Below are 21,727 nucleotides of genomic sequence, written 5' to 3'. Positions count from 1 at the left end.
ACCCGAAGGTGGCCTCAAAAAGGAAAGAGAGTACTGCTCAGCCGGCAGCTGCCGGACGCATGTAGGAGATCGGTGCGGTCTGGGAATCATCGAATGTCACCATTTCCCACGCGTCCTTCTGTTCCATCAAGGTGCGCAGCAAACGGTTGTTCAATGCATGTCCGGATTTAAAGCCGCGGAATTCGCCGATCAGACTGGTGCCCAGCAAGTAGAGATCACCGATTGCATCGAGAATCTTGTGCTTCACGAACTCGTCCTCGTACCGCAGGCCGTCTTCGTTGAGCACATGGTCTTCGTCAACCACGATCGCGTTTTCGACACTTCCGCCCAGGGCCAGGTTGTGCGAGCGGAGGAACTCGATATCGCGCATGAACCCGAAGGTCCGTGCACGGCTGACTTCCTTGACGAAGGAAGTACTGGAGAAATCCACGCTGGCGGTCTGGGTGCGGCCGCGGAAAACCGGATGGTCGAAATCGATCTCGAAACTCACTTTGAAGCCTTCGAATGGCAAGAACGTGGCGCGCTTGTCGCCATCTTCCACCGAGACTTCACGAATGATGCGGATGAACTTCTTGGGGGCGTCCTGCTCCTGCAGGCCGGCCGATTGAATCAGGAATACGAAGGGGCCAGCGCTGCCATCCATGATCGGCACTTCCGAGGCCGACAGCTCAACATAGGCATTGTCGATGCCAAGCCCTGCCATCGCCGAAAGCAAGTGCTCCACCGTATCGACTTTGACATCGCCGCTGATCAGCGTAGTCGACATGGTAGTCTCACCGACGTTCTCGGCCCGCGCGGCGATTTGCACCGGCGGGTTGAGATCGGTACGACAGAACACGATTCCGGTGTCCACGGGTGCCGGCTTCAGGGTCAGGTATACCTTCTCCCCCGAATGCAGGCCGACGCCAGTGGCGCGAATGATGTTCTTCAAGGTGCGTTGTCTGATCATGGCTTGGTTTCGCTAGTGCGCTGTTGCGAATGGTTTCCAACAAAGACGGCGATCATAGCAGAACCCCACTTTGCTGAACACCAATCACCCCGATAGTCCTGATACATTCAATCAATCAGCCTGGCGACGCAGAAAGGCCGGAATGTCTAGATAGTCCAGATCCTCCTGCGGATTCATCTTAGCCGCCGTCGCGGCCGCATGGGCCTGATTGCGCATAACAGTCGGGCGGTCCAGATCACGGTAGTTCACCGCAGCCTGATCCTGACGCGGAGCCGGTGCAGCCTGAGGGGCCACCGCAGCGGTCTGCAGCGTGTTATCGACAACCTTGACCGGCTTCTCATTGCGCGGGCCGAGGCCAGTAGCCACGACGGTGACGTGCAGCTCGTCGAGCATATCCGGATCGATCACAGCGCCAACCTTGACGGTCGCTTCATCGGAAGCGAAGGCCTCGATGATCTCACCCACGGCAGCGTACTCACCGAGCGAAAGATCCAGACCAGCGGTGATGTTGACCAGGATGCCGCGAGCGCCCTGTAGGTTGACGTCTTCCAGCAGCGGATTGCGGATCGCAGCCTCGGTTGCCTCGCGAGCGCGGTTTGGTCCGGTCGCACAACCTGTCCCCATCATCGCCATGCCCATTTCGCCCATGACAGTTTTCACGTCGGCGAAGTCTACGTTCATCAGGCCGGGACGTTGCATGATGTCGGAAATGCCACGCACGGCGCCGGTGAGGACGTCGTCGGCCTTGGCGAAGGCAGATAGCAGGCTCGCATCCTTACCGAGGATGGTCCAGCAGCTTTTCGTTGGGGATGGTGATCAACGAGTCGACGCACTCGGACAGCTGACGGATGCCTTCGTCAGCGACCTGCATGCGGCGGCGGCCTTCGAACGGGAACGGGCGGGTCACCACAGCAACCGTCAGGATCCCCATTTCCTTGGCGACCGACGCGATGACCGGCGCGGCGCCGGTGCCGGTACCGCCGCCCATGCCGGTGGTGATGAACACCATATCGGCGCCCTGCAGCACTTCGGCGATGCGCTCACGATCGTCCATCGCAGCCTGACGGCCGATATCGGGATTGGTGCCTGCGCCCAGCCCTTTGGTAATAGCGGAACCCAACTGAAGTACGGTCCGCGCTTCGATTTTCTTCAGCGCCTGAGCATCGGTGTTGGCGCAGATGAATTCCACGCCTTCAACGTTGTTGCGCACCATGTGATTGACGGCATTGCCGCCGCCTCCGCCTACGCCAATGACCTTGATCACTGCACTTTGCGGGGTATGATCTACGAGTTCGAACATTTCCCTCTCTCCTTCCAGCTTTCTAGTTTTAGGTACAGCCGCACTGCTCAGAAATTGCCCTGGATCCAGCTCTTGAGCCGGTCCACGACAGATGTCTTGGGTTCATCGGCGAAATTGCCGAGACCGGACATGGATGTGCCGTCGGTCTGCTTGCGCATCCCGTACAGCAACAGGCCAACGCCCGTTGAGTAGATAGGGTTGCGGACCACGTCACTGAGTCCGTTGATGCTGTGCGGCACGCCCAGGCGCACCGGCATGTGAAAGATTTCCTCGGCCAGCTCGACGGCACCTTCCATCTTCGCTGTACCGCCTGTAAGAACGATCCCGGCCGGGACCAGGTCCTCGTAGCCGCTGCGACGCAGTTCGGCCTGGATCAGCGTAAAGAGTTCGTCATAACGCGGCTCCACGACTTCGGCCAAAGCTTGCCGCGAGAGTTCCCGCGGCGGACGGTCGCCGACGCTCGGTACTTTGATGGTCTCGCCGGGGCCGGCCAGCTTGGCGAGTGCGCAGGCGTAGCGGATCTTGATCTCTTCGGCGTACTGGGTCGGCGTACGCAGCGCCATGGCAATGTCGTTGGTGACCTGATCACCGGCGATCGGGATGACGGCGGTATGGCGGATCGCGCCTTCGGTGAAGATGCAGATGTCGGTGGTACCGCCGCCAATATCCACCAGACAGACGCCCAACTCCTTCTCGTCGTCGGTCAGCACCGCATGTGCCGAGGCGAGCTGTTCGAGAATGATGTCATCGACTTCAAGGCCGCAGCGACGCACGCACTTCTCGATGTTCTGAGCGGCGTTCACTGCGCAGGTGACCACGTGGACTTTGGCTTCCAGGCGCACGCCAGACATGCCCAGCGGCTCACGCACGCCTTCCTGATTATCGATCACGTAGTCCTGCGGCAGGGTATGCAGCACACGCTGATCCGCCGGAATCGCCACGGCTTGTGCTGCATCCAGCACACGTTCGAGGTCGGCGCTGCTGACTTCCCGATCACGGATGGCGACGATGCCGTGGGAGTTGAGGCTACGGATATGATTGCCAGCCAGGCCGACAAATGCGGAATGGATGCGGCAGCCAGCCATCAGCTGTGCCTCTTCTACGGCGCGCTGGATCGACTGAACGGTGGACTCGATGTTGACCACCACGCCTTTTTTCAACCCGCGCGACGGGTGAGTGCCAATCCCGACGATCTCAAGCTCGCCATCGGGTGTCACTTCGCCCACCAGCGCCACCACTTTGGAGGTACCGATATCGAGACCGACGATCATCTTGCCGCTTTGCACGCTAGACATGTGTTTCATTCCTCAATTCTTCGCAACGACGGAGTCTTCCGTCGTGGTCGGGCTCGGCTCGTGCCACGCAACGGCTAGGCCATTGGCATAGCGAAGGTCGATCCGCGCAATTCTTTCGCTCTCCTGCGCCAGCTCTTGCTGGTAGATGGCAGTGAAGCGCCGCATTTTTTCGATTATCTGGTCCCTTCCCAGTAGCAGCTCAACGCCCTGCCTGGTCGTCGCGAACCAGCTGCCCCGCGCACGCAACTCAAGGCGGGCGATGGAAAAACCGAGCGGCCGCAGCATCTGGCTGAGCATCTGGTACTGCTGCATGACCCGCTGCTGGGCCCGCTTCGGACCATACAATTGCGGCAAGTGTTCATACTGTGTCAGGTCATCCGGCGCAAAGGCCTGACCGTTGTTGTTCAGTAGCGCCTCATCGCCCCAACGAGCGATAGGCAGCTGCTCGTCAAGACGCACCATGACCTCGTCCGGCCAGATCCGGCGTGCCTCGACATGGGCAATCCACGGCATCTGCTCAAGGTCGCGACGCAATGCATCGAGATCCACCTTGAAGAAGCTGGCCTCGACGAACGGTGCCATGCGCGCCTGCACCGCCTGTTGATCGACATAGGTCAGCTCACCCCGAACACTGACTTTGGCGATCGGCCTATCGGCATAGGGCGCAAGCTGCTCACCCAGCTCGTAAAGCCCCACGGCCAGCGCTACCAACATGACCGGCCACAGAACACGCTTGAGCGCGCTCAGGCTAGGGCGCGGCATACGCGCCGACAATGGCTCGCGCTGCACCAGACGGCTCGCGCCACGCGGCACCGGCTTGCGCGAAGCGCGGCCAGTGCCGGGTTGGGAGTGACGCAGCGTAGTGATCATGCTCAGTTACCTGCCGCCATGCTGGCATCGATAATGGCCAGCACTAGCTGCTGGAAATCCAGCCCTGCCGCGCGGGCCGCCATCGGTACCAGACTGTGGTCCGTCATCCCCGGAACGGTGTTAACTTCCAGCAACCAGAAGGCGCCGGTGCTGTCCTGCATGACGTCGACGCGCGCCCAGCCCTGAATACCCACGGCCTCGCAGGCTCGTGCGGAAAGCTCCTTGAGTTCCAGCTCCTTCGCCGCGTCCAGCCCACACGGGATGCGGTACTGGGTATCGTTGGCCAGATACTTGGCATCGTAGTCATAGAAGGTATGCGGTGTGCCCAGCCCAATCGGCGGCAACACCGCACCGCGCAGCGTGGCAATGGTGAATTCCGGGCCCTGAATCCACTGTTCGACGAGCACCTGAGCATCGTAAGCACTCGCAGCGCGCCAAGCGGCGATCAGCTCGGCAATGCCGGCGACCTTCGCCATACCGATGCTCGAACCCTCATGTGCCGGCTTGACGATCAATGGGAAGCCCAGATTCTCGGCAGCCGTGTGGCAATCGGCCTCGCTCGCCAGCACGGCATGCCGTGGGGTTGGCAGGCCAAGGCTTTGCCACACCTGCTTGGTGCGTAATTTGTCCATGGCCAACGCCGAGGCCAGAATGCCGCTGCCGGTATAGGGAATCCCGGCGCATTCGAGCAGGCCCTGCATGCTGCCGTCTTCGCCGCCCCGCCCGTGCAGGACGATGAAGGCACGGTCGATGCGTTCATTGTTCAGGCGGGTCAGCAGATCGTCACCCACATCGATGCCGAACGCATCGACGCCGGCCGCCTGCAGCGCGGCAAGCACCGCGGCGCCGGATTTGAGAGACACTTCGCGCTCGGCACTCTTGCCACCGAAGAGCACGGCAACCCGGCCGAACGCCTGAGGGTCACGAGTTGATTGCAGGGCAGTCATTTGCTTTTCCTCGCGGCGCTTGCGTCGCCAGCAAACAGGGGACTGTTGACGAGCTGCGGGGCCAGCCCGCCGATATCGCCGGCACCCTGGCACAGCAGAATGTCGCCCGCGCGCAGCAGCGGCTTGACCAGCGGGGCCAGTTCGACGCCGCGCTCTATATAGATGGGGTCGAGCTGACCGCGCTGACGGATGCTGTGGCACAGGTGGCGGCTATCGGCGCCGGGAATGGGTTCCTCGCCGGCCGGATAGACTTCCATCAGCAGCAGTACGTTGGCTTCGGTCAGCACCTGAACGAAGTCGTCGTACAGATCGCGGGTCCGGCTGAAGCGATGAGGCTGATAGACCATGACCAGCCGGCGCTCCGGCCAGCCGCCGCGAACCGCCTGAATCACCGCTGCCACCTCTCGCGGATGATGTCCATAGTCATCTACCAACATCACACTGCCGTCTTCCACCGGCAGTTCGCCATATACCTGGAACCGCCGACCGACACCGCCGAACTGCGAAAGCCCTTGGACGATAGCGTCGTCGTCGATGCCCTCGTCGGTCGCAATGGCAATCGTGGCCAGTGCATTGAGCACATTGTGATTGCCGGGCATGTTGACCGATACGTCGAGCGCATTGAGCCCATCGCGTAGCACAGTGAAGTAGGTGCGCATGCCTTCCTGTCGAATGTTGATGGCCCGCACGTCGGCATCTTCATGAGTGCCATACGTGGTGATCGGCCGCCCCACCTGCGGGATGATCTCCCGCACTATCGGGTCATCGACACAGAGCACTGCCAGTCCGTAGAACGGCAAGTTGTGCAGGAACTCGACGAAGGTTCGCTTGAGCTTGCCGAAGTCACCGCCATAGGTGCTCATGTGATCGGCATCGATGTTGGTCACGACCGCAACCATCGGCTGCAAATGCAGGAAGCTCGCGTCGCTCTCGTCAGCCTCGGCAATCAGGTAGCGGCTGGTGCCCAGCTGAGCATTGGTACCCGCTGCGGTCAGACGCCCGCCGATGACAAAGGTGGGATCGAGCCCACCCGCAGCAAAGACCGACGCTAACAGACTGGTGGTAGTGGTCTTCCCGTGGGTACCGGCAACGGCGATGCCATGGCGATAGCGCATCAACTCGGCCAGCATCTCGGCCCGGGGTACGACCGGGATACGCTGCTCGAGAGCGAACGCTACTTCAGGGTTGGTGGCGTTGACCGCACTGGAAACCACCAGCACATCGGCACCGGCCACGTTGCCGGCCTGATGCCCAATGAAGATCTGCGCACCGAAATTCTGCAGGCGCTCGGTACTTGCGGAGGCTTTTAGATCCGAGCCGGAGACGTCGTACCCTAGGTTCAGCAGTACTTCAGCGATGCCGCACATACCGACGCCACCGACGCCGACGAAATGAATCCGGCGAATACGGCGCATGCGCCGCACTTCTGCTTTTACCGCAGCGGGGGATTTAGCCATGCGCCACCTCCAGGCAGATATCGACGACGGTGCGGGTGGCGTCCGGCCGAGCCAGGCGGCGCGCCGTGGCTCCCATGGCCTTGAGTTTTTCCGGCTGCATCATTACCTCGGTCAGCTGCGCGGCTAGCGCTGCAGCATCAGTGTTTGCTTGGGGGAGAAGAACGGCTGCGCCCTCCTTCGCCAGATATTCGGCATTACGCGTCTGGTGATCGTCGATTGCATGCGGAAGGGGAACCAGGAACGACGGCAGCCCGGCCGCCGCCAGCTCGCATACCGTCAGCGCACCGGCGCGGCAGATCACCAGATCAGCCCAGGCGTAAGCGCGGGCCATGTCCTTGATAAAGGGTGCCACCTCGGCCTCGACGCCCGCCGCGACATAGCGCGCTAGGGTGATGTCCGCATGCTGCTTGCCGGCCTGATGGAACACCTCCGGCCGCAGCTCAACGGCCAACTGCGCGAGTGCCTCGGGCAACAACTTATTCAAGGGCTCGGCGCCCAGACTGCCTCCCAGCACCAGCAAGCGGGGGCGACGGCCGAGCAAGGTCTGCCGCGGCGTTTCGAGAAACAGCTCGTGACGCACCGGATTGCCGGTCGTACGCCGCTTGGCGCTGTCGCCGAAGGTATTCGGAAAGGCCTCGCAGACCCGCTGGGCAAATGGCACCAGGCTGCGATTGGCGGTCCCGGCCACGGCGTTCTGCTCATGGATAATCAGCGGTACTCCGGCAAGCTTCGCCGCGAGGCCACCGGGCCCTGTCACGTAACCGCCGAGCCCGAGCACGCAGACTGGCTGCAGCTCGCGCATGATCCGCCGAGCCTGCCCGAGCGAGCGCAGCAGCTGGAAGGGCGCCTTGAGAAGCGAGCCCACACCTTTGCCACGCAGCCCGCTCACCTGAATCAGATGCAGCGGCAAACCGGCGGCTGGAACCACTTCGTTCTCGATACCGCGCGGTGTACCCAGCCAGTGCACGCTGTAACCGCGGCTCTGAAATTCATGAGCACAGGCCAACGCTGGGAATACGTGTCCGCCGGTTCCGCCAGCCATGATCAGGACGTTAGCGGCCATGCGCGACCCCCTTGCCTTTTGGCGCAGGTGCTTCAGCAAAGTCGTCTTCGCTGAACTCGGCGTCTTCGCTGCCCAACACGGTGCGGCTTTCCCACTCGATGCGGAGCAGCAACGCCATGCTGGCGCAGGTGACGACCAACGAGCTGCCGCCATAGCTGAGGAACGGCAGGGTCAGGCCCTTGGTCGGCAACAAACCGACATTCACGCCGACGTTGATCAGGAACTGCCCGAGCCAGAGGAAGGCGACGCCCCAGGCGATATAGGCAGCAAAGAACTGACGCGCACGCTCGGCGGCCAATCCGATGTAGAGCGCACGCACGCCGACGAAGGCAAACAGCAAAATGGTCAGCAGCGCACCCACCATGCCCAACTCTTCGGCCAGCACGGAAAACACGAAGTCTGTGTGCGCTTCGGGCAGGTAGAACTGCTTCTGCACGCTGTTGCCAAGGCCGACCCCCAGCCATTCGCCACGACCGAACGCAATCAGCGCCTGGGTCAACTGGTAGCCGGCGCCATACTGGTCGGCCCAGGGATCGGTAAAGGTGATCAACCGCTGAAGACGGTATTCCTGCGTCTGCACGAGAATGAACACAGCGCCGACTGCCAACAGGACCAGCAGACTGAATCGGATCAAGCCGACTCCGCCGAGGAACAGCATTGCCACTGCCGCGCCCATCATGACCACGGTCGCACCGAAGTCGGGCTCGAGCAGGAGCAGCATCGCCATTGGCAGCAGTACCAGGAACGGCTTGAGGAAGCCCCACAGGCTTTCACGCACCTCTTGCTGGCGACGCACCAGATAACCCGCGAGATAGACCACGACGAAGAGCTTGGCCAACTCGGAGGGTTGCACGTTGAAGGCACCAAAGCCGATCCAGCGCATGGAGCCGTTGACCTCGCGACCGATACCGGGGATCAGCACCAGAATCAGCAGCGCAAAAGCACCCAGCAGCAGCATCCAGTCCAGCCGCTGCCAGGCCGACAGTGGAACCAGCAGCACCGCCGCGGCTGCGCCCAGACCGATCAGTACGTACACCAGATGGCGGACCATGTGGTACAGCGAGTTGCCGGCATTCACCGCCGCGACTTCGGAGGACGCCGAGGTGATCATGACCAAACCGAGCCCCAACAGCGCTAGGCAGCCGGCGAGCATCGGGAAGTCGAGATCCAGGCCACGGCGGCCGAACAGCGGAGAGGGCGCACTGCGCAGGAAGGCGAGCATCAGCTGAGCGCCCCCACGGCAGCGGCGAACTGGCGTCCGCGATCCTCGAAGTTCTCGAACATGTCGAGACTTGCACAGGCCGGCGATAGCAGCACCGCATCACCAGGCTGCGCCAGCCTGGATGCCAACTGCACGGCCTGCTGAAGCGTCTGGACACGATGAATCGGAGCTGCGCCCTCAAGCGCCACGGCGAGCCGCTCGGCATCGCGGCCCAGCAGAATCACCTCCCGGCAGTGATGTGCAACCGGGCTGTGCAGGGCCGAAAAATCAGCGCCCTTGCCATCGCCGCCGGCAATCAGCACCAGCTCACCGTCGATGTCGCTGCCCAGGCCATCGATCGCCGCCAGCGCAGCACCAACGTTGGTCGCCTTGGAATCATCGTAATAGCTGACGCCCTTGCGCTCGCCGACCCACTGGCAACGGTGAGCGAGACCGGTAAAGTTACGCAAGGTGGCGAGCATCGGCTCGATCGGCAATCCCACCGCATACCCCAGCGCCAACGCCGCCAGCGCGTTGGACTGGTTGTGCGCACCGCGGATTTTCAGCTGGTTGGCCGGCATCAGCGCGTCAAACTGGAAGGCGAGATACTTCTCACCGCTCTCCTCGAACAACCCGAAACCCTTGAAATCAGGTTTGCCGAGACCGAACGACCAGGCCGGAACATCATCGGCAATTAGCGGGCGGCTGAGACGATCGTCGCGGTTGATCACCACCTGTCGCGCACCGCGGAAGATTCGGTGTTTGGCCTGGTGATAAGACGGCAGCCCGTCGTAGCGATCCATGTGGTCTTCGCTGATATTCAGGCAGGTCGCGACTTCGGCATCCAGATGGTCGGTGGTTTCCAGCTGGAAGCTCGATAGCTCGAGGACGTAGAGCTCGACGTCGTCAGCCAGCAGATCCAGCGCTGGCGTACCCAGATTCCCGCCCACGGCCACCTTGCGACCGGCCTCGGCGGCCATTTCGCCGACCAGACTGGTCACCGTGCTCTTGGCGTTCGAACCGGTGATCGCCACGATTGGCGCCTTGGCTTCGCGCGCGAACAGCTCGATGTCGCCGGACAGCTTCACGCCATTGGAGGCCGCCGCCTGCAATGCGGGCGTGCTGATCGGCAGACCGGGGCTGACCAGCAACTCGCTGGCCCGGCTGAGGAACTGCGGATCAAGTTCACCGCAACGGACTTCGACGTCCGGGTACTGCGCTTGCAGAGTGGCGAGTTCCGGTGGGTTCGCGCGCGTATCGGCCACGGCAAACGGCACCCCGCGGCTCGCCAGGTGGCGGACCAGGGACATGCCGCTCTTGCCGAGACCTACGACAATGCGGAACTGATCGGAAGCGATGAGCACTCTTTATTACCTCAACTTCAGCGTAGCGAGACCAACCAGCACAAGGATCACTGTGATGATCCAGAAGCGCACGATGACCCGCGGTTCGGGCCAACCCTTGAGTTCAAAGTGGTGATGGATCGGCGCCATGCGGAAGACCCGCTTGCCGGTCAGCTTGAACGAGGCCACCTGAATCATCACCGACAGGGTTTCCATCACGAACACCCCGCCCATGATGAACAGCACCACTTCTTGCCGAACGATCACCGCGATGGTGCCCAGCGCCGCACCCAGCGCCAGCGCACCGACGTCACCCATGAAGACCTGCGCCGGATAGGTGTTGAACCAGAGAAAGCCGAGCCCGGCACCGATCAAAGCACCGCAGAACACGATCAGCTCGCCCGCGCCGGGGATATAGGGAATCAGCAGGTAGTCGGCAAAATTCACGTTTCCGGACAGGTAGCAGAAGATGCCCAGCGCGCCGCCGACCATCACCGTCGGCATGATCGCGAGACCATCGAGTCCGTCGGTTAGATTCACCGCATTGCTCGAGCCGACGATGACGAAGTAGGTCAGCACGATGAAGCCGATCCCCAGCGGGACCTCAATGTTTTTCAGCAACGGCAGGATCAGGGTGGTCTCGACCGGAGTCTGCGCAGTCATATAAAGGAAGATCGCGGCGCTGAGGCCGAATACCGATTGCCAGAAGTATTTCCAACGGCTCGGCAGGCCACGGGAGTTCTTCTCGATGACCTTGCGGTAGTCGTCGACCCAGCCAATCGCCCCGAATAGCAGCGTCACGGCGAGTACTACCCAGACATAACGATTGGCCAGATCTGCCCAGAGCAAGGTGCTGATGGCGATAGCGCTGAGGATCAGTGCGCCGCCCATGGTCGGAGTTCCGGATTTCGATAAGTGCGTTTGCGGCCCATCGGTACGCACCGACTGGCCTATCTGGCGCAGCTGCAGCGTGCGGATCAGCCAGGGCCCCATCCACAGTGAAAGCGCCAGCGCGGTAAGCACGCCGAGGATTCCACGCAGAGACAGGTACTGAAAGACCGCGAAGCCCGTGTGGAAGCGTTGCAGATACTCGGCGAGTAGCAGCAGCATCAATGTTTCTCCGTGCCGGATGCGGAAAGCGCAGCGACGACCTTGTCCATCGCAGCGCTCCGTGATCCCTTGATCAAAATGGTGGTGGCGTTGCCCTGCTCCAGGCGCAGCGCCTCGATCAGGCTTTGCTGATCGGCGAAATGACGACCGCCGGCACCGAAGGCGTCAACGGCGTGCTTCATCAACGGCCCAACGGCGAACAGGATGTCCACCTTGTCTGCAGCGTAACTGCCGACCTCGCGATGACCCTGTTCGGCCCAGTCACCCAGCTCGCCCATATCGCCCAACGCCAGCACGGTGCGCCCGGCAAAACCGGCCAGCACATCAATGGCTGCGCAGATGGAGGCCGGGTTGGCGTTATAGCTGTCATCAATGAGGCGCACACCGTTACTGAGTATCTGCGCGACGCCTCGACCCTTGACCGGCTGGAGGCTTTCGAGGCCTGCGATGATGTGTTCGCGCGCAACGCCCAGCGCACTGGCAGCTGCAGCGGCGGCGAGTGCGTTGGCGACGCTGTGGCGGCCGAGCAGATTTAGCTGGACGCGCACCGTCCCGGACGGCCCGGCCAGGACGAAGTTGGGGCAACCGCGTAAGTCGTAGCCGATCGAAGCGGGATGAAAATCCGCCAGCGGGCTCTTTATTGCGAAGCTCACCACGCGCTTGCCAGCCGCGCGCCGCTCCCAGGTCGCGTACGCTCGGTCATCGCGGTTGAGCACGGCGATGCCATTAGCGCCTAGGCCGTCGAGTATCTCGCCCTTGGCCTCAACAATTTTGTCCGGCCCGCCAAACTCGCCCACATGGGCGGTGCCGGCGTTGGTAATCAAGCTGACATCCGGCTGCGTCAGGCTGACGGTATAGGCGATCTCTCCAAGACGCGAGGCGCCCAGTTCGATCACTGCGGCCTGGTGCTGAGGCGCCAGCTCAAGGAGGGTCAGCGGAGCCCCTAGATCGTTGTTGAGGTTGCCTCGAGTGGCCAACACCGCATCGGTGCCATGGGCAGCTCGCAGGATGCTGGCGAGGAGCTCCTTCACGCTGGTCTTGCCGCTGGAGCCGGTAATCGCCGCGACCGGCCCGGTAAAGGCGGCACGATTCAGGGCTCCTAGCTGACCCAAGGCGATGCGGCTATCCGCGACCACCAGCTGGGGCAGCGAAACGTCTGCCACATGCCGTTCGACCAGTGCGGCTACGGCACCTTTGGCGGCGACCTCGGCTAGATAGGCATGTCCGTCGAAACGAGGGCCCGTCAGCGCCACGAACAGCTGCCCCGGCTCGATAGCTCGGCTATCAGTGCTGACCGAACTGAAAGTCGTATCGGCGTTGATCAGCTTGGCGGATAGCGGTTCGACCAGATCGGTCAGGCGCATGGCATCAAGCATTAGAGTCCCTCCAGGCAGCCAGGGCTACAGAGGCCTGGTCAAGATCGGAGAACGGTAAACGTTCGCCCTTGATTTCCTGATAATCCTCGTGGCCCTTGCCGGCCAGCAGCACGACATCGTCAGCATGGCTACCGGCGATGCAGGCGGCGATGGCCGCGGCGCGACCCGGCATGAACACAGCTTGCTCCGGCGCTCCGAAGCCGGCGCGAATCTCATCGAGAATCTGCACGGGATCTTCATTTCTCGGGTTGTCGTCGGTCACCACAATACGGTCGGCCAACCGCTCGGCGACCTGGGCCATCAGCGCGCGTTTGCCGCGATCGCGGTCGCCGCCGCAGCCGAACAAGCACAGCAGTTTGCCTCGGGTATGCGGGCGCAACGCATCAAGGACCTTTTCCAGCGCATCGGGCGTATGGGCGTAATCCACCACCACCAACGGGTGGTCGCCGCCACCCAGACGCTGCATGCGCCCGGCAGGGCCTTCTATTTGCGGAAGCACCGCGAGGATTTCATCCAGCGGATAATCCATGCCTAGCAGCGCACCGATCGCCGCGAGCACGTTGCTGACGTTGAAGCGGCCAAGTAGCGGGCTGCGCACTGAGCGCTCACCCTGCGGAGTAACCAGCCGCGCATGGATGCCGTCATCGTCAAGCCGTGCTTCCGGGCAATAGAGATAAGCGGCTGCGTCGTCCAGGCTGTAGGTGATCAGCCGCGATTCCGCATGCTCTGCGGCGAGGGCGCGCCCGAAGGGATCATCCAGATTGATCACTCGGCAGCGAAGCCCCGGCATCTTGAACAGCTGGGCTTTCACCTCACCGTAGGCTTCCATGGAGCCGTGATAGTCGAGGTGGTCGCGCGATAGATTGGTGAACACGGCCACATCGAACGCCAGCGCAGCAACCCGGCCCTGAGCGAGGCCATGGGAAGAAACCTCCATCGCCACGGCTCGGGCGCCCTGCTTGCGCAGGTTTGCCAGGTTGGCCTGCACACCGATGGCATCAGGCGTCGTGTGCTGCCCGAGCACCAGCTCGCCGTGGAAGCCGGTGCCAAGGGTACCGATGATCCCGCAACGCTCCCCCAGGCGATCCAGGGCCTGAGCAATCAGATAGGTCACGCTGGTCTTGCCGTTTGTTCCAGTGACGCCGGCCAGGTGCAGGCTGCGGCTTGGCTCGCCATAGAACCGGCCGGCGATCGCAGACAACTGGTCCGCCAGGTGGCGGACCGGTACCAGCACCGCACTCTCCGCGGTCATCTCAGGCGCATCTTCGGCTTCGTAAGCGACCGCTGCGGCGCCACGGGAAATTGCATCGGCAATGTGTATGCGGCCGTCTTGCCGAAGGCCCGGCACAGCCAGAAATAGATCGCCAGGACGTACCTTGCGGCTGTCCAAGGTGAGCTCACGGATCAGTGTCGCGCTGGCCGCCTGAGGCAGCAGTTGGTTCAACGGCATCGGCATCAGATCCGTCCTCCCTTGGCCTTCGCCGCTTCGGCAGTCTGAATCTCCGCAGGTGGCGGCAGGTTGTCGGGGGCCACGTTCATCAGCCGCAACGCACGAGCCGCCACTTTGCCGAACACTGGTGCAGAGACGAGGCCACCGTAGTAGCCGCCTTCGCTGGGCTCGTCGACGACCACGACGATCGCGATGCGTGGATCGGAAACAGGCGCGACACCTGCGAAGAACGAGCGATAGGCATCCTTGGTATAGCCACCGGTCCCGGATACCTTTTTCGCTGTGCCGCTCTTGCCCGCAACGTGATACCCCGGCACCTTCGCCCGCGCGCCACCGCCACCCTCTTCCTCAACGACCGATTGCAGCATCCGCAACACGGTGCTGGAAATGTCCTTGTCGATAACTTGCACGCCTTCCTGCGGCTGATCCAGACGCAGCAGCGATAGAGGAACGTTACTGCCTTCGTTACCCAGTACCGCATAGGCATGAGCAAGCTGAGCCGCCGTTACCGACAACCCGTAGCCGTAAGCGAGCGAAGCGGTTTCGGCATCGCGCCATTTGCGATGATTAGGCAGGTTTCCAACGCGCTCGCCGGGAAAGCCGAGGCCGGTAGACTGACCGAACCCCGCCTGATGCATGATTGCGTGTACCGGCTCCGGGCCGATATCCAGCGCAATCTTGCTGATCCCGACGTTGCTCGACTTCATCAGAATGCCGGTGAGGTTGAGCATGCCCCCACGGGACACATCGCGAATGGTGTAACGACCGATACGCATCCAACCCGGCAATGTATTGACCACCGACTCAGGCTGATATTTACCAGTTCCGAGCGCCGCCGCGATGCTGAATGGCTTGACCGTCGAGCCGGGCTCGAACACATCGATCAACGCTCGGTTGCGCATCGCCGAGGGCGTCAGGTTGCGTCGATTGTTGGGGTTGTAGGTCGGCTGGTTGGCCATGGCGAGGACTTCGCCAGTCTTAACATCGACCATCACCAGGCTGGCTGCCTTGGCACCGTATTCCTGCACGACCTTACGCAGCTCGCTGTGCGCCAGATATTGCAAGCGCAGGTCAATGGACAGTGCCAAAGACTTGCCGGCCTTGGCATTCTTGACCACCTGCACATCCTTGATCAGCCGCCCACGACGATCCTTGAGCACCTGGCGCTTGCCGGGGACGCCTGCCAGCCACTCGTCGTATGCCAGCTCCAGACCTTCTCGGCCGCGATCGTCGATATCGGTGAAGCCAACCACATGCGCGGCCACTTCGCCTGCCGGATAGAAACGGCGGAATTCCTCCTGCGAATACACGCCGGGAATCTCCATGTCGAGCACGCGCTGGCCCTGCTCGGGCGTCAACCCGCGAACGAGGTAGATGAACTCGCGCTCAGCTTGTTCCTTGAGACGCTGCTCAAGGACAGCAGGCGGTTGCCCCAAGGCCTCGGCCAGCTCTGGCCAGCGCGCCTGGGCTGCTTGCAGTTCGCGTGGATTTCCCCAGAGAGTGGTCACCGGCGTACTGACCGCCAGCGGCTCGCCATGTCGATCGGTAACCAAACCGCGATGTGCGGGGATGGGTATGTGCCGCACGCTGCGTGCATCACCCTGGTTTTTGAGGAAACCCTGATCGATCACCTGCAAGTCGACGATGCGCCAGGCAATGGCGCCAACCATCAGCGCCAGCAGGGCCAGCACGATGCGAAAACGCCAAGGATAGAGCGCGCCCTGAAGCTTCATGGGGCCACCAGCCTGACATCTGCCGCTTCAGGGATGAGCATTTTCAGCTGCTCGGTAGCCAGCGTCTCGATACGGCTATGTGCCGTCCAGGTGCTTTGCTCCAGGACCAGACGCCCCCATTCGGCCTGCGCCTTGTCACGCACACTGAGTTCACCGTACAGCTCATTGAGTAGTTGGCGGTTCCAGTGCGCGCTATAGGCGACCGCGATCGCCGACAGAAGCACGGCAACAAACAGCACCAGCATCAGTAAGCTGCCGTTGGGCATGGCGCGACGGAGCTGGCTCACCGCAGCTTCTCCGCAACGCGCATCACGGCACTACGTGAGCGGGGGTTGGCCTTGACCTCATCCGGGGAGGCGTATTGTGGCTTACCGAGCAACTTCATGCGCGGAACGAACTTCTCCGGAATGATCGGCAGGTCACGGGGCAGCGTGTCAGCTTCGCCCTTGGCATGGCGACGCATGAATTGTTTGACTATGCGATCTTCGAGCGAATGAAAGCTGATCACGACCAGCCGACCGCCGACCTCCAGCGCCTCCAGGGCAGCCTCGAGTCCGGTTTCCAGATCGCCGAGTTCATTATTGATGAAGATGCGCAGCCCCTGAAAAGCGCGAGTCGCCGGGTTCTTGCCTTTCTCCCAGGCAGGATTGGCAACCGTCAGCACCTGGGCGAGATCGGCGGTGCGCTCAAAAGGCCGCTCGCTCCGACGCTGAACCACGGCGCGCGCCATGCGCTTGGCGAAGCGCTCCTCGCCGTACTCTTTGAGTACCCGAGCGATGTCATCCTCGCTGGCCGTGGCGATCCATTCCGCGACACTGATCCCGCGGCTGGGATCCATGCGCATATCCAGGGGACCATCATTGAGAAAACTGAAGCCGCGCTCAGGATCGTCCAGCTGCGGCGAGGACACGCCGAGATCCAACAAGACACCGCTCAAAGTACCGTTCCAGCCGCGTTGCGCCACTTCAGCGCCGAGCTCGGCAAAACTTCTTTGCACAACGACAAAGCGGCCATCCTCGGCCGCCAGTGCTTGCCCCGTAGCAATTGCTAGCGGGTCTTTATCGAATCCTAGCAAACAGCCATCAGGCCCGAGCTGCCGCAGCAGCAGGCGGCTATGCCCGCCGCGCCCGAAGGTCCCATCCAGATAGCGGCCATCCGGCCGCACAGCGAGCGCCGCAACGGCCTCGTCGAGCAACACGGTCACATGGTTGTAGCTGCTGGTCTGGCTCACAGGATTAGATCACGTAATTCTTCCGGCAACGCGCCGGGTTGTTTAATGGCCGCCAGGTCCGCATCTGCTTGCGCGTTCCAGTCGTCCTCGTTCCACAGGCTGAACTTGTTCAGCTGACCCACCAGCATGGCCCGCTTATCCAAGCCGGCGTACTCACGCAAACGTGGCGGTACCAGCACGCGACCACTGCCGTCCATCTCCAGATCCACGGCATTACCGATCAGCAAACGCTGCAGTCGGCGGCTCTCCTCACGCAGCGATGGCAGTTCACGGAGCTTGGCTTCGATCTGCTCCCACTCGGGCAGTGGATATATACCGAGACAGCGATCAACCGCGTCGATGGTGATGATCAGTTGGCCCTCGCAGCGCGAAACAAGCTCGTCACGATACCGGCTGGGCATAGCTAGCCGCCCTTTGGCATCGAGACTGATGGCGTTTGCTCCGCGAAACACGGCTGCGTTCCCTCTGAGTTAGCTATTTGTGTCCATAAAAACCCACTTTGTTCCACTTTCTACCACTTGTGCGCACTATAGAAATGCAGCAGCCCCACCGTCAAGGTGAGCCTGAGGGGAAAAACCCTTATGGGACGGGAATTTAGCGAGCAGAGAGGGGACAGACGGTAAAGCAGCGCAGAGATTGGGTAGATATATTCAGGCAAGCCAAAAACCTGCACTTCAAAGTTAAAGTGCTTTGTTAAGAGCAATAATATTTTGGACTTAAAAGCAGGACGTAACGGAAGGGTCGGAGAGTCGATCTGTAAGCCGGGTTCTGTCGAGGACAGTCATTCCTCTACGACGGCCATCACTGACCGCCTCTAGCAACCTACCCGGATCCAGCGCGGGCCACGCCAATGGATCCCTATTTGGTCTTGCTCCAAGTGGGGTTTACCTAGCCACGGACTGTTGCCAGCCGTGCGGTGCGCTCTTACCGCACCTTTTCACCCTTACCGGCGCCGAAGCGCTTAGGCGGTTATTTTCTGTGGCACTTTCCGTAGGCTCACGCCTCCCAGGCGTTACCTGGCACTTCGCCCTATGGAGCCCGGACTTTCCTCCCTCCTATCCTGTAAACAGGAAAGGACAGCGACTGTCCGATCGACTCTCCGGCCGCTAGGGTACTTTGCCCGCCCCCGGCCTGCAAGCTGACAGCCTTCCGTGACGCAGCCAGCAGTACCGATGAATAAGACGAGACTACTCGTCCGACTGCTTGTGCTGTAAGGCAAGCTGGTAAAGCAGGTTCTTCTTAACACCGGTTATTTCGGACGCCACAGCCGCTGCCCGTTTCACCGGCAGCTCCGCCAATAACAGCTGCAGCACACGAAGCGTATTCGCATCGACCGCGTCATCGCCCTGCGGCGCCTGCCAGCCTCCAATCACCAACACGCATTCCCCGCGCTGTTGATTGCTGTCCGATTCCACCCAGGCGCGCAGTTCGGCAAGTGGCGCCCCCTTCAATGTTTCGAACGTCTTGGTCAGCTCGCGCCCCAGCACAGCCGGCCGATCCGGACCAAACACCTGCTCCAGATCGATCAGCGAGTCGAGGATACGATGCGGCGCCTCATAGAAGATCAACGTACGTGGTTCTTCTCGCAACTGCTCCAGACGGGAACGGCGCGCGACCTGCTTGGCAGGCAGAAAACCCTCGAAGATGAAGCGATCGGATGGCAAGCCCGCGGCAGAAAGCGCGGCAATCAGCGCGCAGGCTCCCGGAAGCGGCACCACCCGTATGCCTGCCGCGCGCGCCTGCCTGACCAGATGGTATCCAGGGTCAGATATCAATGGCGTGCCGGCATCGGATATCAGCGCCACACTGTCGCCGGCCAGAAGCCGCTTGATAAAACGCCCGCCCTCGTCTCGCTCATTGTGCTCGTGGCACGCAACCAGAGGCGTGCTGATACCGAAGTGCTGCATCAACCGAGCCGAGTGACGGGTATCCTCCGCGGCAATCAGAGCTACCTCTGCCAATACACGCAACGCCCGCGCACTGATGTCCTCCAGATTGCCAATGGGCGTAGCGACGACGTAGAGCGTGCCTGCCGCGGAATTCACATCGTCTGGCGCAGTCACAGGGCATACCTCAATCACGGAAAACGCGCATTGTAGCCCGTTTAGAGGCCGCAACATCGCAGCCCCGCCAGCGCTTGGGTACAATCCTCCGACACCCGCCAGCGCCTCCAGGAATGATCACATGATGGCTCGCTTTCGCCCGCTTCTTTTCTTATGCATTGCTGCCGTACTTTCGGCCTGCGCCAGCTCGCCCTCCTCGACATTGGGCGAGCTGCCACGCACCCCGCAGGCGTCAACGCAACAGCTGCTGAAGGAGGCCGACGCCAGCGAACCCGGAAAGGCCGCCCTGCTGCGATTGTCAGCGGCCGGCCAGAGCATGCGACAGGGCGACCAGGCGCAGGCTCGGCAGATACTTGAACAGGTGGCTATTGAGCAGCTGATGCCGGCGCAACAGATGTTTGCGAAAACCCTCGAAGCGGAACTGGCTTTGGCCGAAGGCGAACCGCAACGCGCCCTTCAAGCCCTGCAGCACCCAGCTTTCGAACGCCTCGCGGAATTGCCCGTAGAGCAGCAATTGCGCGCTCAGCTGACACGCGCACAAGCGCTCGAAGCAAACAAGCAGCCGCTCGACGCGGCACGCGAACGCACGTTCATCGCCCCCTTGTTGAGCGGTGACGCGGCCGAGCAAAACCACGAAACAATCTGGTCGCTGGTTTCGGCGCTTCCTTCCGATCAGCTGCAGCCCCCTCCCGATGCGGATCTGGCCGGCTGGCTATCACTTGCAGCCACCGTCAAGCAAGCAGGCACCATCGGCCAGCAACAGCGGGCAATAGACGCCTGGATACAGCAGAACCCCAATCACCCTGCCGCGCGGCGCCTGCCGGAGCCGCTGATCCAGCTTCGCGAGCTGGCGGACAAGCCCTTGTCACATGTGGCCTTGCTGCTGCCAATGAACGGCCCACTGGCCAGCGTAGCGCGCGCGCTGCGTGACGGCTTTCTCGCTGCTCATTTGGAAGCTCGGCAAGACTTGAAGATCGAGCTATTCGACAGTACCCGCCTGGCCTCGCTGGACGATTTCTACCAACAAGCAACCGCCTCCGGCGTCGAACTGGTAATCGGCCCGCTGGAAAAGGACATGGTCCGCCAGCTGGCTGCCCGCGAGCAGCTTCCAATCGCTACCCTCGCCTTGAACTACAGCGATGCAAATCAGAAGGCACCAGCGCAGCTGTTCCAGTTCGGTCTGGCCGCAGAAGACGAAGCACGCGAAGTGGCACGTCGCGCCTGGGCCGACGGGCATCGCCGTGCGATAGCGCTGACGCCTCGTGGAGACTGGGGCAACCGCGTGTTCGAAGCCTTCCGCCAGGAGTGGCAGGCCCAAGGCGGAACAGTCATAGCCGCCGAGCCCCTGGCCGAACCGATCGAGCTGGCCAATCAAATCGCCAGGCTGCTGCAGGTAGGCAGCAGCGGAAGCCAAGCGCAGCGCGACAGCACCACCAGCAATAGCGCCGAGTCCCAGCCATCACGCCGCCAGGACGTGGATTTCCTGTTCCTGGCAGCAACGCCTCAGCAGGCGCAGCAGGTCAAACCCACGCTGATATTCCAGTACGCCGGCGACCTGCCTGTGTATGCCACCTCTCACTTGCACGCCGCTACCGACAATCGCACGCAGTACCTTGATCTCGAAGGCATTCGCTTCACCGAAACGCCCTGGCTGCTCGATGCTCATTTACCACTTCGTCAGGAAATCGAACGCAAGTGGCCGCAAGCCCGCGGCAGCCTCGGCAGGCTGTACGCCATGGGCGCCGACGCCTATCTGCTGGCACCGCGCCTGAACCAGCTGCTGGCGCTACCGGAAACACGACTCGACGGCCTATCCGGCACACTGAGCATCACGCCGGAGCAGCGGATCGAGCGAAGCCTGCCGTGGGCCGAATTCCGTGACGGTGAAGTTCAGCCGCTAATGGATACGCCCTATTGACCGCGACCAGCAAGCAGATCAGCGGACGGGCCGCTGAAGATTTTGCACAGCGCTACCTGCAACAGCATGGACTGGCCTTGTTATGCCGGAACTGGACATGCCGCAGTGGCGAGCTTGATCTGGTCATGCTCGATGGCGATACAGTAGTATTCGTCGAGGTTCGCTACAGACGCCACGCGGCATGGGGCGGCGCGCTCGAAAGCGTCGACCTGCGCAAGCAACAGAAGCTGATCAAGGCTGCCCAGCTTTTCCTGCAGAAGGAGAGTCGCTGGGCAAGGCATCCTTGCCGCTTCGACGTGGTGGCCATAGGCGCGGCAGCCGGCAACGCAGAGAAGCCCAGCTGGATTCGAAATGCGTTCGAAAGCTGACAGACTGCACGCCAGGTCGCTCTACAGCGTATCGCGACGATCACATCGCCAAG

General features: G+C 61.9%; 18 protein-coding genes, 1 other RNA gene and 1 pseudogene. 2 read left to right on the top strand and 18 right to left on the bottom strand.

Annotated features, from left to right (window positions below; genetic code table 11):
- Positions 1 to 37: 37 nt before the first annotated feature.
- From lpxC to rsmI, 18 genes and pseudogenes are all read right to left on the bottom strand, one after another.
- Positions 38 to 949: a UDP-3-O-acyl-N-acetylglucosamine deacetylase gene (gene lpxC, locus DQ405_RS17035; RefSeq protein WP_168425243.1), complete on the bottom strand. Its 912-nt coding sequence runs from the start codon at positions 947 to 949 to the stop codon at positions 38 to 40.
- Positions 950 to 1,060: 111 nt separating this feature from the next.
- A pseudogene (ftsZ, locus tag DQ405_RS17030) lies at positions 1,061 to 2,249 on the bottom strand (cell division protein FtsZ).
- Between the two features lie 47 nt (positions 2,250 to 2,296).
- Positions 2,297 to 3,544 (bottom strand): cell division protein FtsA, encoded by a 1,248-nt coding sequence (gene ftsA, locus DQ405_RS17025; RefSeq protein WP_168425242.1) that lies wholly within the window; start codon positions 3,542 to 3,544, stop codon positions 2,297 to 2,299.
- Positions 3,545 to 3,556: 12 nt separating this feature from the next.
- Positions 3,557 to 4,414 (bottom strand): cell division protein FtsQ/DivIB, encoded by an 858-nt coding sequence (locus tag DQ405_RS17020; protein ID WP_168425241.1) that lies wholly within the window; start codon positions 4,412 to 4,414, stop codon positions 3,557 to 3,559.
- A gap of 2 nt (positions 4,415 to 4,416) precedes the next feature.
- Positions 4,417 to 5,361, bottom strand: coding sequence for a D-alanine--D-alanine ligase (locus tag DQ405_RS17015; protein WP_168425240.1), 945 nt, complete (start codon positions 5,359 to 5,361; stop codon positions 4,417 to 4,419).
- Positions 5,358 to 6,818 (bottom strand): UDP-N-acetylmuramate--L-alanine ligase, encoded by a 1,461-nt coding sequence (gene murC, locus DQ405_RS17010; RefSeq protein WP_168425239.1) that lies wholly within the window; start codon positions 6,816 to 6,818, stop codon positions 5,358 to 5,360. Before murC ends, DQ405_RS17015 begins: the two co-directional genes overlap by 4 nt.
- Entirely contained in the window at positions 6,811 to 7,881 is a 1,071-nt protein-coding gene (gene murG, locus DQ405_RS17005) for an undecaprenyldiphospho-muramoylpentapeptide beta-N-acetylglucosaminyltransferase (protein WP_168425238.1), read from the bottom strand. The genes murC and murG overlap by 8 nt, the downstream gene beginning before the upstream one ends.
- Positions 7,871 to 9,103 carry a putative lipid II flippase FtsW gene (gene ftsW / locus DQ405_RS17000; RefSeq protein ID WP_168425237.1) on the bottom strand — a complete coding sequence of 411 codons (1,233 nt, stop codon included), beginning with the start codon at positions 9,101 to 9,103 and terminating at the stop codon, positions 7,871 to 7,873. Before ftsW ends, murG begins: the two co-directional genes overlap by 11 nt.
- On the bottom strand, positions 9,103 to 10,446 hold the full coding sequence (murD, locus tag DQ405_RS16995) for a UDP-N-acetylmuramoyl-L-alanine--D-glutamate ligase (RefSeq protein ID WP_168425236.1): 1,344 nt from the start codon (positions 10,444 to 10,446) through the stop codon (positions 9,103 to 9,105). Before murD ends, ftsW begins: the two co-directional genes overlap by 1 nt.
- A 6-nt stretch (positions 10,447 to 10,452) precedes the next feature.
- Positions 10,453 to 11,535 carry a phospho-N-acetylmuramoyl-pentapeptide-transferase gene (mraY, locus tag DQ405_RS16990; RefSeq protein WP_168425235.1) on the bottom strand — a complete coding sequence of 361 codons (1,083 nt, stop codon included), beginning with the start codon at positions 11,533 to 11,535 and terminating at the stop codon, positions 10,453 to 10,455.
- The gene (locus tag DQ405_RS16985) at positions 11,535 to 12,911 is read right to left on the bottom strand and encodes a UDP-N-acetylmuramoyl-tripeptide--D-alanyl-D-alanine ligase (RefSeq protein ID WP_168425234.1); all 1,377 of its coding nucleotides are present in this window, start codon (positions 12,909 to 12,911) and stop codon (positions 11,535 to 11,537) included. The genes mraY and DQ405_RS16985 overlap by 1 nt, the downstream gene beginning before the upstream one ends.
- Positions 12,904 to 14,367, bottom strand: coding sequence for a UDP-N-acetylmuramoyl-L-alanyl-D-glutamate--2,6-diaminopimelate ligase (locus DQ405_RS16980; RefSeq protein ID WP_168425233.1), 1,464 nt, complete (start codon positions 14,365 to 14,367; stop codon positions 12,904 to 12,906). The genes DQ405_RS16985 and DQ405_RS16980 overlap by 8 nt, the downstream gene beginning before the upstream one ends.
- Positions 14,367 to 16,094: a peptidoglycan D,D-transpeptidase FtsI family protein gene (locus DQ405_RS16975; protein WP_168425232.1), complete on the bottom strand. Its 1,728-nt coding sequence runs from the start codon at positions 16,092 to 16,094 to the stop codon at positions 14,367 to 14,369. The genes DQ405_RS16980 and DQ405_RS16975 overlap by 1 nt, the downstream gene beginning before the upstream one ends.
- Positions 16,091 to 16,360, bottom strand: a complete 270-nt coding sequence (gene ftsL / locus DQ405_RS16970; protein ID WP_178114149.1) for a cell division protein FtsL — start codon at positions 16,358 to 16,360, stop codon at positions 16,091 to 16,093. Before ftsL ends, DQ405_RS16975 begins: the two co-directional genes overlap by 4 nt.
- Before the next feature lie 17 nt (positions 16,361 to 16,377).
- The gene (gene rsmH / locus DQ405_RS16965) at positions 16,378 to 17,325 is read right to left on the bottom strand and encodes a 16S rRNA (cytosine(1402)-N(4))-methyltransferase RsmH (RefSeq protein WP_168425230.1); all 948 of its coding nucleotides are present in this window, start codon (positions 17,323 to 17,325) and stop codon (positions 16,378 to 16,380) included.
- A complete protein-coding gene (gene mraZ, locus DQ405_RS16960) occupies positions 17,322 to 17,777 on the bottom strand; it encodes a division/cell wall cluster transcriptional repressor MraZ (protein WP_168425229.1) in 456 nt (151 codons plus the stop codon). The genes rsmH and mraZ overlap by 4 nt, the downstream gene beginning before the upstream one ends.
- A 289-nt stretch (positions 17,778 to 18,066) precedes the next feature.
- An RNA gene (gene rnpB, locus DQ405_RS16955) (RNase P RNA component class A) lies at positions 18,067 to 18,424 on the bottom strand.
- Between the two features lie 88 nt (positions 18,425 to 18,512).
- Positions 18,513 to 19,388, bottom strand: a complete 876-nt coding sequence (gene rsmI, locus DQ405_RS16950; protein WP_446730889.1) for a 16S rRNA (cytidine(1402)-2'-O)-methyltransferase — start codon at positions 19,386 to 19,388, stop codon at positions 18,513 to 18,515.
- Positions 19,389 to 19,509: 121 nt separating this feature from the next.
- On the opposite strand from rsmI, the gene DQ405_RS16945 reads away from it, so the two are divergent.
- Together DQ405_RS16945 and DQ405_RS16940 are read left to right on the top strand one after the other, a co-directional pair.
- On the top strand, positions 19,510 to 21,306 hold the full coding sequence (locus DQ405_RS16945; RefSeq protein ID WP_168425227.1) for a penicillin-binding protein activator: 1,797 nt from the start codon (positions 19,510 to 19,512) through the stop codon (positions 21,304 to 21,306).
- Positions 21,303 to 21,674, top strand: a complete 372-nt coding sequence (locus DQ405_RS16940) for a YraN family protein (protein WP_168425226.1) — start codon at positions 21,303 to 21,305, stop codon at positions 21,672 to 21,674. Before DQ405_RS16945 ends, DQ405_RS16940 begins: the two co-directional genes overlap by 4 nt.
- The last annotated feature ends 53 nt before the right edge of the window (positions 21,675 to 21,727 follow it).

Source organism: Pseudomonas sp. SST3 (assembly GCF_003325755.1).
This window is presented reverse-complemented; position numbering and strand designations above follow the sequence as displayed.